Annotated in this window: 13 protein-coding genes; 5 read left to right on the plus strand and 8 right to left on the minus strand. The window is 70.9% G+C overall.

The features are described 5' to 3' along the window. Nucleotides 1–63 precede the first annotated feature (63 nt). The 5 genes from I3V78_RS07035 (at nucleotide 64) to I3V78_RS07055 (ending at nucleotide 4,915) form a co-directional block, all read left to right on the plus strand. Nucleotides 64–864, plus strand: coding sequence for an endonuclease/exonuclease/phosphatase family protein (locus I3V78_RS07035; RefSeq protein WP_338023481.1), 801 nt, complete (start codon nucleotides 64–66; stop codon nucleotides 862–864). Between the two features lie 147 nt (nucleotides 865–1,011). After that, nucleotides 1,012–1,509 carry a hemerythrin domain-containing protein gene (locus I3V78_RS07040; RefSeq protein WP_204485543.1) on the plus strand — a complete coding sequence of 166 codons (498 nt, stop codon included), beginning with the start codon at nucleotides 1,012–1,014 and terminating at the stop codon, nucleotides 1,507–1,509. A gap of 242 nt (nucleotides 1,510–1,751) precedes the next feature. Then, the gene (locus I3V78_RS07045; RefSeq protein ID WP_204485544.1) at nucleotides 1,752–2,837 is read left to right on the plus strand and encodes a type III polyketide synthase; all 1,086 of its coding nucleotides are present in this window, start codon (nucleotides 1,752–1,754) and stop codon (nucleotides 2,835–2,837) included. Nucleotides 2,838–2,882: 45 nt separating this feature from the next. Continuing rightward, entirely contained in the window at nucleotides 2,883–3,164 is a 282-nt protein-coding gene (locus I3V78_RS07050; protein WP_204485545.1) for a phosphopantetheine-binding protein, read from the plus strand. Continuing rightward, entirely contained in the window at nucleotides 3,161–4,915 is a 1,755-nt protein-coding gene (locus I3V78_RS07055; protein ID WP_204485546.1) for a fatty acyl-AMP ligase, read from the plus strand. Before I3V78_RS07050 ends, I3V78_RS07055 begins: the two co-directional genes overlap by 4 nt. A 93-nt stretch (nucleotides 4,916–5,008) precedes the next feature. On the opposite strand, the gene I3V78_RS07060 is transcribed toward I3V78_RS07055, so the two are convergent. From I3V78_RS07060 to I3V78_RS07095, 8 genes are all read right to left on the minus strand, one after another. Next, nucleotides 5,009–5,815 (minus strand): zinc metalloprotease, encoded by an 807-nt coding sequence (locus I3V78_RS07060; RefSeq protein ID WP_239576332.1) that lies wholly within the window; start codon nucleotides 5,813–5,815, stop codon nucleotides 5,009–5,011. A gap of 195 nt (nucleotides 5,816–6,010) precedes the next feature. Next, nucleotides 6,011–7,858 (minus strand): fatty acyl-AMP ligase, encoded by a 1,848-nt coding sequence (locus I3V78_RS07065; RefSeq protein WP_204485547.1) that lies wholly within the window; start codon nucleotides 7,856–7,858, stop codon nucleotides 6,011–6,013. A gap of 33 nt (nucleotides 7,859–7,891) precedes the next feature. Beyond that, nucleotides 7,892–8,953, minus strand: coding sequence for a 3-oxoacyl-[acyl-carrier-protein] synthase III C-terminal domain-containing protein (locus I3V78_RS40110; RefSeq protein WP_204485548.1), 1,062 nt, complete (start codon nucleotides 8,951–8,953; stop codon nucleotides 7,892–7,894). Beyond that, complete coding sequence (locus I3V78_RS07075) at nucleotides 8,950–9,294, minus strand: acyl carrier protein (RefSeq protein ID WP_204485549.1); 345 nt, start codon at nucleotides 9,292–9,294, stop codon at nucleotides 8,950–8,952. The genes I3V78_RS40110 and I3V78_RS07075 overlap by 4 nt, the downstream gene beginning before the upstream one ends. Before the next feature lie 141 nt (nucleotides 9,295–9,435). Then, nucleotides 9,436–11,235 carry a methyl-accepting chemotaxis protein gene (locus tag I3V78_RS07080; RefSeq protein WP_204485550.1) on the minus strand — a complete coding sequence of 600 codons (1,800 nt, stop codon included), beginning with the start codon at nucleotides 11,233–11,235 and terminating at the stop codon, nucleotides 9,436–9,438. Nucleotides 11,236–11,391: 156 nt separating this feature from the next. Continuing rightward, nucleotides 11,392–12,129: an SDR family oxidoreductase gene (locus I3V78_RS07085; RefSeq protein WP_204496532.1), complete on the minus strand. Its 738-nt coding sequence runs from the start codon at nucleotides 12,127–12,129 to the stop codon at nucleotides 11,392–11,394. A gap of 12 nt (nucleotides 12,130–12,141) precedes the next feature. Further along, entirely contained in the window at nucleotides 12,142–13,458 is a 1,317-nt protein-coding gene (locus I3V78_RS07090) for an FAD-binding oxidoreductase (protein WP_204485551.1), read from the minus strand. Between the two features lie 13 nt (nucleotides 13,459–13,471). Then, nucleotides 13,472–14,794, minus strand: coding sequence for a UbiA family prenyltransferase (locus tag I3V78_RS07095; protein WP_420840415.1), 1,323 nt, complete (start codon nucleotides 14,792–14,794; stop codon nucleotides 13,472–13,474). Nucleotides 14,795–14,902 lie beyond the last annotated feature (108 nt).

A 14,902-nucleotide genomic window follows, 5' to 3' on the forward strand; every position in this document is an offset into this window, starting at 1 on the left:
CTCGCGATGCCCCTCGCGTGTGTCACCACCTCCTCCTCGTCTTCCCCTGCGTCTTCGTCTTCCGTGTCGCGCCTGGAGGCGCGGGCCCAGGGCGAGGTGGACGTGAAGGTGATGACGTTCAACATCCAGTCGGGCCTGAGGGGGCTCGACAAGGTGGCGGAGGTCATCCGCGCGGCGGGGCCGGACATCGTCGCCCTGCAGGAGGTGGATGTCGGCTCGGTGCGCGCGGGCGGGGCCAACCAGCCCGAGCGGCTCGCGGCGCTCACGGGGCTCGTGCACCACGCGCACTTCCGCACCACGACGCTGTGGGGCGGGGACTACGGCGTGGGGCTGCTGTCGCGCTTCCCCGTGCTCTCCCTGGAGCAGCACCCGCTGCCCGTGGCCAAGGGCGCCGAGCCGCGCACCGTGGCCCACGCGGTGCTGGACGTGGAGGGCCAGGAGGTGAGCGTCTACGTCACGCACCTGACGCGTCGGCCCTTCAACGACGCCGTGCGCATCCAGCAGAGCACCGCCATCCTGGCGCTCATGGCCCGGGACGCGCGGCCCAAGCTGCTCATGGGCGACCTGAACGACACGCCCGAGTCCACCTCGCTGCGGCTCTTCAAGCGCCAGTTGCATGACGTGTTCGCCCTGCGCGGCGTGGGGCCCGCGGTCACCTACCCACTCCCCGTCATCCCCAGCCTGCGGCTGGACTACGTGCTGGCGTGTGGGCAGTTCGTGCCCCGGCATGGCGAGGTGCTCCACGTGAACGCGTCCGACCACTACCCCGTGGTGGCCCACCTCACCCTGCGCGCTCCCGCCCTCGTGTCCGCCGAGGCCTCACCGGCCGAGGGGTCATCGGGCGTGGCCTCCGCCATGCCTTGACACCCCGTCCCCACTCCTCAGACGGGGAGCAGGCGTGCGTCCTGCGGGGTCCGTCCCCGCGCGCCGCCGCCCCTGGCACCCGCCCTCGACCGAGCGCACTTTAGCCCCGGTTGTTCCCACCCAGACACACACCCAGGGGGCCGGTGTATGGACGCCATCAGCTTGCTGAAGCAGCAGCACCGCGAGGTCGAGGAGCTGTTCGAGCAGTTCGAGAAGGCCTGCGAGAGCGATCAGGACGAGGAGGTGCGCCTGGAGCTGTTCACGCGCATCGCGGACAACCTCGCGGCCCACTGCGCCATCGAAGAGAAGATCTTCTACCCCAGCGTCTACGTGGACGACACGGAGGACAAGCTGCGCGAGGCGGTGGAGGAGCACCTGAGCGCCAAGCGGGTGATCGCGGACCTGTTGGACATGAGTCCAATGGACGCCCAGTTCAAGGCGAAGATGAGCGTGCTCAAGGAGGAGATCCTCCACCACGTGGAAGAGGAAGAGGGCGAGCTCTTCAAGAGCGTGCGCCAGATGCTCACCCGCGGCGAGCTGTCCGAACTGGGCGAGCAGATGCGCCTCGAGTTCGACGCCTTGCTGCAGACCGAGCCGCGCCAGCAGGTGCCCTCCGAAACCGCCGAAGCGCCCGCTCTGGACTGACATCCTCGATTTCCAGGAAGCTGGCGGGCGCCGTGCGCTGGGGCACGGCGCCCGCGGGCCTGTGTGACGTCCGACAGTCGCGGACTTCCGGCCGCCTGGGACGGGACCGAGGTGTCGGCCACCCGGCAAGTCGGCTCGCGGGAGGTGGCCTGGGCCGTTCAATCTTCCTTCCGCAGGTCGCACCCTCGTGAAGGGGTGATTAACCGTCGAGCCCCACTCCTTCACCACCAGGGACGGCGTCGATGAACTCCGTAGCCAGCCAGGCCTCCACTCCCGTCGTCCGCGCGGTGGAGCGCGTGCTCCCATCGCACTACGCCTCACAGGATGAAATCATCGGCTCGCTGCGCGACATGTGGGCGACGCGGCACTACAACCTGGATCGGCTCGAGGACTTGCACCGCGCGGTGCAGGTGAAGGGCCGCTACCTGGCGCTGCCGGTGGACCAGTACGCCGCGCTCACCACGTTCCAGCAGCGCAACGACGCGTGGATCAAGGTGTCGCTGGAGCTGGGCGAGCAGGTGGTGCGTCAGGCGCTCGCGCGCACGGGGCTCACGCCGCGCGACGTGGACCACATCTTCTTCGTCACGGTGACGGGCATCTCCACACCGAGCATCGACACGCGGCTGATGAACCGCCTGGGCATGCGCTCGGACATGAAGCGCACGCCCATCTTCGGCCTGGGGTGCGTGGCGGGCGCCGCGGGCACGGCGCGGGCGGCGGACTACCTCCGGGCCTTCCCGGACCAGACGGTGCTGATGCTCGCCGTGGAGCTGTGCTCGCTCACCTTGCAGCGCGAGGACCTGTCCATCCCCAACATCATCGCCTCGGGGCTCTTCGGAGACGGGGCGGCATGTGTGGTGTTGCAGGGCGGTCGCCGGGCGGCGGAGGTGGCCGGGCCCCGCGTGGTGGACACGCGCTCGGTGCTCTACCCGGAGACGGAGCGCATCATGGGCTGGGACGTGGTGGACACGGGCTTCAAGGTGGTGCTGTCCGCCAAGGTGCCCCAGCTGGTGCGCGACTACATCCGCCGCGACGTGGAGGGCTTCCTCGCCGAGCACGGCCTGAGCCGCAAGGACATCAAGCACTGGGTGGCCCACACGGGCGGCCCCAAGGTGTTGCAGTCCTTCGAGGAGGCGCTGGAGCTGGCGCCGGGCATGCTGGCGCGCTCGTGGAAGTCCCTGCAGGAGGTGGGCAACCTCTCGTCGGCCTCGGTGCTCTTCGTGCTGGGCGAGATGGTGGAGTCGGGCGAGGCCCGCCCCGGGGACTGGGGCGTGATGATGGCCATGGGCCCGGGCTTCTGCGCCGAGCTGGTGCTGCTGCGATGGTGAGCGCGCGCGTGCCCTCACATCCTCGTTTTCTCTTGGAGGTATGCCGTGGTTGAGCCCGAGTTGATCATCCTCGCGGAAATCCGACGCATCCTCGTGCAGGAGCTGGAGTGGGCCGGGCCGGTGGAGCCCGCCCTCCACCTGACGCGGGATCTCCAACTGGACAGCCTGGGGCTGACGGTGCTGGCGGTGGAGCTGGAGAACCGCTTCCGCATCCGCCTGTCCGTGGAGGACTCGGTGGGGGTGGAGACCGTGGCGGACCTCGTCCGGCTGGTGGCCGCGCGCCAGGCCGGCGAGTCGCGCACCTCCTACCTGGAGAGCGCCCCATGAAGGGACCCGCGCAGCCGCGGGTGCGCTTTCCCACCCTGACCCACGCGCTGGACGCCGCGGCGCGCTCCGAGCTGGGGCTCGTCTTCGTGGACGCCTCCGAGCGCGAGACCCACCTGCCCTGGGCCCAGGTGTACACGCGCGCGCGCCGCACCGCCGCGGGGCTCGCGCGCCTGGGGGTGAAGCCCGGCGAGCGCGTGGCGCTGCTCCTGCCCACGTCCCCGGGCTTCATGGACGCCTTCTTCGGCACGCTCCTGGCGGGCGCGGTGCCGGTGCCGCTCTATCCGCCCGTGCGGCTGGGCCGCCTGGAGGAGTACCACCGCTCCACGGCGCGCATGCTGGAGATGTCCGGCGCGGCGCTGGTGCTCACCGACTCCAAGGTGCGGCTGCTCTTGGGAGCACCGGTGGCGGCGGCGCGGCCCCGGCTGGGCTGCCTCACGGTGGAGGACGTGTCGCGCGAGCCGGGGGACCTGGTGCGCGAGGCCTCGCCGCAGGCGCTCGCCCTCATCCAGTTCTCCTCGGGCTCCACGGTGGACCCCAAGCCCGTGGCGCTGCGGCACGACAACCTGATGGCGCAGCTCGCGGCGCTGGAGGCGGAGCTGCCGCCGCCCGAGGACCGGGCGCCCGTGGGCGTGTCGTGGCTGCCGCTCTACCACGACATGGGGCTCATCGGCTGTCTGCTCTCGGCGCTGTACTACCCGGGGGGCATGGTGCTCCTGCCGCCCGAGGTCTTCCTCGCGCGCCCGGCGCTGTGGCTGCGCGCGCTGTCGCGCCACCGGGGCTTCGTCTCCCCGGCGCCCAACTTCGCCTACGGGCTGTGCCTCAAGCGGGTGAAGGACGCGGAGCTGGAGGGGGTGGACCTGTCGGGCTGGCGCTACGCGCTCAACGGGGCCGAGCCGGTGTCGCTCGAGACGCTGCGCCGCTTCACCGAGCGCTTCGGGCGCTGGGGCTTCCAGCCCGGGGCCATGCGTCCGGTGTACGGCCTGAGCGAGGCCTCGCTCGCGGTCACCTTCCCGGTGGCGGGGCGGGGCCCGTACGCGCTGAACGTGGACGCGCGGGTGCTGGCCGCCGAGCGGCGCGCCGTGGAGGGCACGCGCCCGGTGGTGTCCGTGGGCCGTCCGCTCCCGGGCTTCGAGGTGCAGGTGCGCGACTCCCTGGGCCATGAGGTGCCCGAGCGCCACGTGGGCCGGGTGTTCGCCCGGGGCCCCTCCATCATGGAGGGCTACTTCGGCCACCCCGAGGCCACCGTGCGCGCGCTGGACGAGGCGGGCTGGCTGGACACGGGAGACCTGGGCTTCGAGGCGGACGGCGAGCTGTTCCTCACCGGCCGCGCCAAGGACCTGGTCATCATCCGCGGCGCCAACCACGCGCCCCAGGAGTTCGAGGAGACGCTGGAGGCGGTGGACGGTTTGCGCGCGGGCTGCGCGGTGGCACTGGGCTTCACCCCGGAGGGCGAGCAGGACGAGGTGCTGCTCCTCCTCGCCGAGCACGCCCCGGGCGCCACGGTGGACGGCCTGGAGGAGCGGGTGCGCGAGGCGGTGGTGGCGGGCACGGGCGTGCGGCCCCACACGGTGCGCATCCTCGCGCCGGGCACGCTGCCGCGCACCTCGAGCGGCAAGCTGCGCCGGAGCGAGGCCCTGCGCCTCTTCCTCGCCGACGAGCTGTCCGCGCCCAAGAAGGTCCGCGCGGTGGGGCTCGTGGTGGAGATGGCCCGGAGCGCGCTGGCCTTCGCCCGCGCCCACCGCGAGGACTGAGGCGCCCCGGGGCGGCCCGTAAATGAACGACGCCGGCTCCGCGGGGTGCGCGGGGCCGGCGTCGGGTGCGACATCAGGCCCGAGGGCCCGGAATCACAGGCCGCGGTAGGTGATGACCATGGACTCCATGCGGTCCACCTGACCCGTGGTGAACTTGGTCATGCAGGCGTCGTCGCTGTAGTCCATGTAGTTCTCGATCGGGTCGAGACCGGCGGTGGAGCAGGTGTCGCGGCCCACGGGGCAACCCGAGGCCGGCGAGGCCTCGGCCGGCGTGTCGCTCACGCTGTCACCCGAGCCGGTGCAGCCGCCCTGGAACGTGTGGTACAGGCCGAGCCAGTGGCCCACCTCGTGGGTGGCCGTCTGCCCCAGGTTGAAGGGGGCCGCGGTGCCGCCGGGCAGGGACGAGAAGAGGACGACCACGCCGTCCTGGGTGGGCGCCGACTTGTAGCTGGAGGGGAAGGTCGCCCAGCCGAGCAGGCCGCCGCCCATGTTGTTCGTGTAGAAGTTGAGGTCGGCCGCCGTGCCCTTGCGCAGGGCCTTCTTCATGGCCGTCTCGCTGCTGCCGCCCGTGCTGGTGTACCAGGTGGAGTTGGTGGTGCGGTCCGTGCCCGCCAGCGTGAAGCGGTAGGGCGTGCTCGCGAAGGCCTTGTTCATCACGGCGATCTGCTGGGCGATCTGCGTGTCCGTCACGTCGCCGTTGGAGATGCCCGTGCCCTTGCGGATGACGTGGAAGTAGACCTTGATGTTGACCGAGCCGATGGCGCGGGCCTGGGCGCTCACGCGGCCCGCGATGGCCTCCTCCACCGCCTGGCGCTCCGTCTCGCTCAGGTCCTTCGTCTCGCAACCACGGCCGTGCGCCTCGGCCTGCACGGGGGTCTCCTCGACGGGAGCCTCCGGCATTTCCGTACATCCGCCGAAAGCCAGCACCGCACCCAGGAACATCGCCGAACGAACACTCTTGGTGACCACGCCGCGGGGCATTTCCAACTCCTTGGGGAAGGAAAAGTTGGATATCCTTATACTTTGAGAATGCTTGGACAGCAAGGGCCCTGGCGTTTTGAGGGAATAAAGAGGGGGGCGGGCAAAACCCGGGGTTCAGTGAACCACGGTGGGCGGGGGGGCGGGCGTGACGAGCAGGGACTGCTGGTCGAAGGCCTCGATGTGCTCGCGGATGTAGGCGCGCTTGAGCTTGCCGCTGGTCGTCTTGGGCAGGCTCTGGGGCGGCACGGGCAGCACGCGGTTGGGGCGCACGCCGGCGCCCTGGAAGACGGTGTCCTCCACGTGCTTGCACAGCTGGCGCAGCACGTCCGCCTTGGTCTCGGTCGTCTCGCACAGCACGACGATGTCCTCGGTGCCCGTCTGGGGGTTGTTCACGCCCACCGCGGCCACGCACCCGGTGCGCACCCCCGCCACGCGCGCCGCGGCGTTCTCCATGGTGTAGGGGTGGTGGTTCTCCCCCGCCTTGATGATGAGATCCTTGCTGCGCCCGCAGATGTAGAGCTCGCCGTCGGCCAGGTAGCCCAGGTCTCCGGTGTACAGCCAGCCCTCGCGCAGCACGGCCTGGGTGGCCTCGGGGTTCTGGTAGTAGCCGGAGAAGAGCGACGTGCCGCGCAGGAGCACCTCGCCCTCGTGGCGCTCGGGCACGTCGCGGCCCTCCTCGTCCACGATGCGCAGCTCGATGCCCCGGATGGGCTTGCCCACGCCCACCACCAGCAGCGAGTCGTGGCCCCGGGGCTGGAGCACCGCCTGGCGCTGGAGGGACAGGGCGGGGCGGGAGATGGACTCCAGGTGCACGGGCTCGGCGCGCGCGCGCACCGTCACCGCCACCACCATCTCCGCCATGCCGTAGGAGGGCATCCACGCCTCGGCGTCGAAGCCGCTCGGGCCGAAGCGCTCGGTGAAGTGGTGCACCGTGTCCGTGTGGATGAACTCCGCGGCGTTGTAGGCGCGCTTCCACGAGCCGAGCTCCAGGCCCTCCACCTCCGCGTCCTTGATGCGCTTGACGCACAGCTGGTAGGCGAAGTTGGGCGCGAAGCTGTTGGTGGCGCGAAAGCAGTGGATGGCCCACAGCCAGCGCGAGGGCTTGAGCAGGAAGCCGAACGGCGGCATGAGCACCGTGGGGATGCCGTGCACGAACGAGGCGAGCACGCTCGCCACCAGCCCCATGTCGTGGAAGAGCGGCAGCCACGACACCATCAGGTCATCCGTGTCCCACTGGCTGTGCTCGCCCAGGGCCGCGCAGTTGGCCAGCAGCGCGCGGTGCGTCACCTGCACGCCCTTGGGCGCGTCCGTGGTGCCCGAGGTGAACTGGATGAAGGCCGTGTCCTCGGTGTCCATCGGCTCGGGCGTGAGGGGCCCCAGGGGCGCGGCGAGGTCGGCCGGGGTCGCCACGAAAGGCACTGCACCGGGGGCTTCACCGGGCGCGGGGGCGAAGTCCGCGAGCGCCTCGTGCGCCAGGTCCACGAAGTCCGGATCCATGAGGATGGCGCGCGCGCCGAGCATCCGCAGCTTCACGCGCAGCCGCTCGCTCCACGTCCGCACGGACACCTTCGAGGAGGGCAGCTCGATGAGGCAGGGCGTGGCGCCCACGAGCCCGCAGGCGAAGAAGCACTCGAGGAACTCGGGGCTGGTGTCGAAGGAGAGCACCACCCGGTCCCCCCGGCCCACGCCCCGCGCGCGCAGGTGGGCGCCCAGGCGCGAGGCGTTCTCGAGCAGCTCGCCCGCGGTGAGCACGGTGAGCTGATCCTCCAGGTCCACGAAGGACAGCAGCGGCTGGGAGGGTCGGGTCTGGCCCCAGTGTGTCACCACCTCGGCCAGGGTGGACACGGGCGCGGGCTGGGCACGCGTGGGCGCGCGCGGCGCATGCTCCCGGCTCGGGTGGCGTCCCGCGCCGGGTCCCAGGCGGATGGGGTGGGACGGGCGACGCGGGAGCTCCTGGCTCATGGGGGGATGTCCTTCGCGGGGGAAACGTACCGCCTAGAAGCGTACCAGCATCGACTCGACGGTGAGGCCGGGACCAAAGCCCATCATCACCCCGTACTCGCCGCGCTGGGGCTTGTCCGTCTTGAGCGCTTCCTCGAGCACGAGCAGGGCCGTGGTGGCGCCGCAGTTGCCGTACTCGCCCAGCACGTGCCAGCTCGCGCGCATGCTCGCCTTGTCCAGCTTGAGCTGCCGCGCCAGTCCCTCGAGGATCTTCGGCCCGCCCGGGTGGATGAGCCAGCGCGTGATGTCCTTCTGCGTCAGGCCCTCGGGGCCGAGCAGCCGCTCCAGGATGCGATCCACGTGCTCGGCGAGCACGAAGGGCACGTAGGGCGAGAGCACCATGCGGAAGCCGTCGTTGTGGATGTTCCACGCCATCAGCTCGTTGGTGTCGTAGAGCTGTTCGGTGTGCGAGCGCAGGAACTGCACGCCCTCGCCATCCGGCGCGCTGCCGACGACCACCGTGCACGAGGCGTCACCGAAGAGGCCGTGGATGACGACCTGCTCGGGATCCGGCGTGGTGTGGAACTGCAGCGAGCTGTACTCGGAGGCATTGGCGATGACGAGCTCGTCCGGGCGCGCGGCGACGCTGTCCATGGCCGTGCGCAGCACCGGGAAGGCCGCGAAGCAGCCCATGTGCCCCACGAAGGTGCGGCGGATGCTGGAGGCCAGGCCCAGGTTCTTGGCGACGAACAGGTCCAGCCCCGGCCCCGAGTAGCCCGAGTTGGTCGTCATGGTGAAGGCGCCCACGCGCGAGCGGTCCAGCTCGCCCAGCGCCTTCTCCACGGACTGCTGGGTGATGCGCAGGCCCTCGCGCTCGTACACCCGCACGCGATCGCCCACGCCCGGGGCGCCATTCTTGAACGCCTCGCGGGGATCCCACGTGAAGTGCCGCTGGCGCACGCCCGTGTTGAACACGATGCGCTCGGCGTGGGGGATGTCCTTGTACCAGTGCTTGAGCGCCCCCTCGAAGAACTCCTGCTGCGAGAGCGCCAGGGGCGGGACGGCGGAGGCGATGGACAGCAGCGTGGCGCGGCGCGCGGGCGCCTGCCGGGTCACGCGGCCTCCAGCTCGAGCGTGGTGGACTCGGCGCTGAAGGTCGTCTCCGCCTGGGGCCTGGTGCGCGCCGCGGAGGGCTGGGCCGTCAGGCGCTCGTCGATGAAGTCCACGAGGCTGCCCACCGTGTCGTGTCCCCGGCGCGACGCCTTGATGTACCAGGGGGTGAACTCGATGTCGGCCACTTCTTCCTTCAGCCGGGAGATCATCGACTCGAGGTGGAACGAGTCCATCCCCAGGTCGTAGGTCATCGAGGCGAACTCCGCGACGTCATCCGGAAAGAGGCCCGTATGGGTTCCGAGGACGATGTTGCGCACGTGATCCAGAATTTCTTGCCGGTGCATGTGGATCTCCTGCCTCGGGGCAATCGGCGACGGGGTGGGGGAACTTCCCCTGTCACGCGTCCCAGAGTACAGGCCTGTAACTCGGGTGGTCAAGCTGTAATATTTAAGCGGAGCCGGAAAATTGACGGATGCCAGGGCACTTTATTCAACGTGGTACTGCTCCGCTACCCGACTGACCTGATTGGATACTTTTTGCAGCATGTCGGCGGCCTCCTGGGTGGACTCGAGGCGATCCAGGGCCTGGTCCATGCTGCGCGACAGGTCGGCCACGGCGTTGAAGATTTGAGTGAAGCCGGCGTTCTGCTGGCTCACGGCGGCGGTGATCTGCGTGACCGCCTCGGAGCTGTCGTTCACCATGAGGGACAGCTGGCGCAGGCTGTTGCCGGAGGTCTTCACCTTGTCCAGGCCGCCCTCGACCTGGGCGGTGCTCACGTCCGTCATGGCCACGGCGTCACCAATGGCGTTGCCCACCTCGTCCAGGATGGAACTGATGCGACTGGTGGAGCGGATGGACTGGTCGGCGAGCATGCGGATCTCCCGCGCCACCACGCCAAAACCCTTGCCGTGCTCCCCCGAGCGCACCGCCTCGATGGCGGCGTTGAGCGCGAGCATGTTGGACTGGTCCGCCAGGTCCTTCACCGTCTGGGTGATCTCCCCGATCTGCACGGCGCTCGCCTGCAGGCGCTCCATCTTGCCGCGGATGGCGAACACCGAGTCGCGGATGGCGCTGAAGCCCTCGATGGTCTGCTCGATGGCGAGCGTGCCGGCGCGGCTGAGCTCCTCGGCGTGGCGCACCACGTCGAGCACCGCCTCGGCGCGGTGGGCGGTGAGGTCCGACGTCTGCTTGATCTCCTGGGCGGTGACGTTGGTCTCCTGGATGGCGGTGGCCTGGGTGGTGAGGGCCAGGCGCTGGGCCTCGTTGGCGTGGCGCAGGGTGGCGCCCGCCTCGCCGAGCTGGGCGGCGGATTGCTGGAGCGCGCGGGGCAGGGCGCTCAATTGCAGCACCACGGCGTTGAGCCCGAAGGCCAGGTCGCCCACCTCGTCGGTGGACACCCAGTGGGGCGGACGCACGCGGCCCACGCTCAGCCCCTCGATGGCCTGCAGCACCGCGAGCGAGCCGCGCTCCTGCCGGCGCGCGAGCATCCACGCGGACAGGGTGGCGAGCACGAGCAGCATGACGACGAGCATGGCCACCGGGAAGCTCAGCTCGGAGAGCAGGGACGTGCCCATGCTCTCGATCATGAAGGCCGCCTGGTGCTGGCCCGCGGCCTGGAGGTCCTCGATGTAGTGGCGCTGGACGTTCTCCGTCTGCACCGCCACGGTGAGGCCGCCCAGGACGATGAGCGACAGCACGCACACGGCGAAGGCGTAGGGCAGGAACCAGGACTGGCGCATCCAGAAGAAGCCGCCCCCCACCACGTGCAGGTGGGGCCGACGCCCCTGCTCCTCGAGCGCCACGGGCAGGGCGAGCTGCTCGATGATCATCCCCGCGGGGAAGGCGAGCAAGAGGCCCACGGACAGGCCAATGGCGCTGCCGCCGAGGACGAGCCAGGGGCTCTTGTCGAACTCGAGGCACACCATGCTGCAGAAGAAGCAGGCCCCGAAGGTGTAGGAGCCCGCCATCACGTAGAAGGCGATGCGCCAGGGCAGCTGCAACAGGCGGCCGAGCCGCATGCCCGCGGGCTCCCCGGGCTCCTCGTGCATCGCGCGCCGACACAGGGCCCGGATGAGCAGGGGCGGGTACGTCACCCCGAAGATGAGGATGGTGGGCAGCGCGAACCAGAGGACGGACTGGGTGGCCTGCTCGCCGCGCAGGCCCAGCACCATGCCCAGCATGTAGCAGACGAAGGGCGCCGGAGGCATGGCGCACAGGCGCAGGCGCGCGTCGATGATGCCTGCCAGGGAGCGCGCGGTGTGTGTCGACGGGGGAGAGGACGCCATGTTCTTCGGGCCAGGGGCGGGGCGGCGAGGGAGGGGGCAACACGGCCGCCGGATGAAGGCCTCATCGGCCACCCAGACGCTATCACCATACGCGGCGGCGTGAGCGGGGGGCACCCGAGGGGTTTCACGCCGGGTCGCGGGTGGACCCGCGCCCCGTCACAGCTTGAGGCGCTTGAAGACGCGCTCGGGAATGCCACGGATGAGGAACATGATGGGCCGCCAGAAGTCGGGCAGATACACCTCGTCCCGGCCCGCGTCCACGGCCCGGAGCAGGCCGCGCGCCACGGCCTCGGGCGAGGCGAACAAGGGGTTCTTCTTCACGGCGGCCGTCATCGGTGTGTCCACGAAGCCCGGCTTCACCGTCACCACCGCCACGCCCGCGGGGGCCAGGCGGTTGCGCAGGCCCTGGAGGAACACCGTCAGCGCGCCCTTGGAGGCGCCATAGACGTAGTTGCTCTGCCGCCCGCGGTCGCCCGCCACCGAGGAGATGACCACGAGCGTGCCCGTCCGTTGGGACTCGAAGCGGTTGGCCAGCGGCGTGAGCAGCGACACCGCGCTCAGGAAGTTGGTGCGCAGCACCTTCTCCGTCTCCGCGTACGAGCCCTGGGCCTGGGCCTGGTCCCCGAGGATGCCGTGGGCGAGCAGCGCGCCGTCCAGACCCGCGAGCGCCGCCTCGGCGCGTGCCACCAGGGCCTCGTGCTGGGACAGGTCGTCCAGGTCCAGCACCTCGGTCTCCACGCGCGAGGCGCCCCGGGTCCGGGCATCCCGGGCCACGGCCTCGAGCCGCTCGGCGTGCCGGCCCACCAGGTACAGCGCGACGCCCCGGGCCGACAGGAGCCGCACCGTGGCCTGGGCGATGGCGCTCGTGGCGCCGAGGACGAGAACCTTTTTCATCATGCGCGGTATCTAGCGCGCGCCATTCACCCGGCGCCAGAAGGATGAGGAGAACGCCGGGTCCACGTAACCCCGGAAGCGCTCGTGCTCGGGGTAGTAGGCGCGGAAGCTCTCCGGGCTCATGCGCGAGTCCTTGGCCGGGTACACGCGGCCCCCGGCCCGGCGGGTGAGGGCGTCCAGCTCGTCCACGAGGCGCAAGGTGCGCTCGCCCCGGTGGGCGAAGTCCAGCGCGAGCGAGAAGCCCCGCTGGGGAAAGCTCATCCACCCCGGCGAGGGCAGCGCCCCGTACACCTTGAGCACGGTGAGAAAGGAGGGCATGCCGCTGTGCGCGCTGCGGTCGAGCACCTCGCGCAGGGCGTCCGTGCCCGCGAGCGTCATGGGCACGCCGCACTGGAATTGGAGGAAGCCCTGGCGCCCGTAGATGCGGTTCCAGCCGTGCACCGCGTCCAGCGGGTAGAAGAACGGCTCGTAGTGCACGAGCCCCTGGGGCCGCAGGCGGTACTGGAGGGCGTTGAAGGCCGCCACGGACACGCGGTTGAGCGCGAACTGGGGGAAGTCGAAGGGAATCTGGAGCCGAGGGGCGGGCGCGCGCGTGCGGGGCACGGCGTCCAGCTGGGGCGGCGCGTGATCACCCCGGTAGAACAGGCCGCGGCCGAGGTGGCGTCCCCGCGCGAGGCTGTCCACCCAGGCCACGTTGAACTCGAAGTCGCGCTCGGACGCCTCGAGCAGGGCGAGGAAGCCCTCCAGGTTCTCGAAGGGGACCGTCTCCTGGAGGATGTAGGGGGTGCTCACGCGCCGCAGCTGCAGCTCCGCCCAGGTGACGAGCCCGGTGAGCCCGAGCCCTCCGATGGTGGCGCCGAACCAGTCCGCGTTCTGCGTGGGCGAGCACTCCCGGCGCGAGCCGTCCGAGCGCAACAGCTCGAAGCGGCGCAGGTGCCGGCCGAAGGTGCCCTCGCGCACGTGGTTCTTGCCGTGCACGTCGTTGGCGATGGCGCCGCCCACGGTGACGAACTTCGTGCCCGGCGTCACCGGCAGGAACCAGCCCTGGGGCACCACCAGCCGGAGGATGGCGTCCAGCGTGACGCCGGACTCGCAGCGCAGCACGCCCGTGGCGGGGTCGAAGCCGAGGAAGTGGTCCAGCCGCTCCGTGGTCAGCAGCGCGCCGCCCTCGTTGCGGCACGCGTCGCCGTAGCTGCGGCCCAGGCCATGGGGCAGCAGCGAGCCGCCCGGCGGGGGCTCGGGCAGGGCCTCGCTCGCCCACGACACGGGGTGCTCCCGCTCCGCCGTCACGCGCGGGTGACGTCCCCAGGATGTCCGCTCCCTCTTCATGGCCCGTCCTCCGTCAGGATGCGATCAGCAGCACGGCCGCGGCGATGCCGCCCACCGCATAGCTCACCTTGTCCCGGAGCGCGAACACGAGCGGGTCCTCGTTCACCTCGCCCCGGTGCGCGAGCAGCCACACCCGGCCCACCCAGTACATCATCAGCGGGCAGAGCAGCCACAGGCGCTCGGGGTGGTGGTAGAGCACCGTGACTTCCTTGCTGGTGATGTAGAGCGCGAGCACCAGCACCGCGAGGTAGCCGCTGGCCACGCCCAGCGAGGACAACTGCTCGTAGTCGCTCGCCATGTAGCCGCGTCCGGGGGCCGCGGTCTCGTTGGCCAGGCGCAGCCGCCGCACCTCGCTCAGCCGCTTGACGAGCGCGAGCGACAGGAAGAGGAACATGGAGAAGGTGAGCAGCCAGCTCGACGTGGGCACGCCCACCGCGAGCGCGCCGCCGAAGATGCGCACCGTGTACAGCCCGGCGAGCACCAGCACGTCCATCATCACCACCTGCTTGAGATAGAACGAGTAGGCGAGGGTGATGGCGTAGTAGGTGCCGAGCAGGGCGAGGAACTCGCGGGGCACGAGCAGCGCCACCGCCACGCCGGTGCCCAGGAGGCCCAGGCCCAGCCAGGGTCCGGCCCCGAGCGACAAGTCCCCCGCGGCGAAAGGCCGCCGCCGCTTGGTCGGATGCCGACGGTCCGCGTCCAGGTCCAGCAAGTCGTTGAGCACGTAGACGCTGGAGGCGCACAGGCTGAACGCGAGGAAGGCCAGGAGCGCCTGCACGAGCAGCGGCGCCTGGGTGAGCTTGTGCGCGGCCATCAGCGGCACGAAGACGAGCACGTTCTTGGCCCACTGGTGCACGCGCAGGGCCTTGAGCAGGGCGCGGGGTCGGGCCTGGGCGAGGGGCCGCGCCTCCTCGTGCGCCTCGCCCACGGCCTCGCGCAGGCGGGCCGCGCGGTGCGCGCCGCTCAGGAGCCGCTCGCCGTCGCTGGCCAGCACTTGGTCGAAGAGGCCCAGGTGCGCGGCCACCGCCTCGGCCACGCGCTGGTCCGCCCGCGTGGCGAGCACCAGGCGGCGGCCCTGGGCCTTCGCCTCGGTGAGCCGGGACACCAGCGCCTCGTCATAGGGCAGCCGGCTCACGTCCAGTTCCACGTGCCGGGCCAGCTCCGCGCGCAGCACGGCCTCGCCCCGCAGGCGCCAGCCCAGGGCCCGGGGCAGGAGGTGGGGCCGACGCTTGAGCAGCCGCACGAGCCCCTCGTGGAGGGTGTCCGTGCGCATGAGGACTCCCTCCAACTCGACGACCAGCGGGGCAGGGGGAGGGACAGGAGCGGGCATGGCCATGGCGGAGCGGCCCGGACCGTAGCGCAGGCGGGGCCCGGCAAGGGCCGCATTCGTCCCGCCCGGGTGTTCTCGGACGCGCGAGTCGGAGCGTTCCCGAGGACATCTGAA

Source organism: Archangium primigenium (assembly GCF_016904885.1).
In the GTDB taxonomy this organism is placed as follows: Bacteria; Myxococcota; Myxococcia; order Myxococcales; family Myxococcaceae; genus Cystobacter; species Cystobacter primigenius.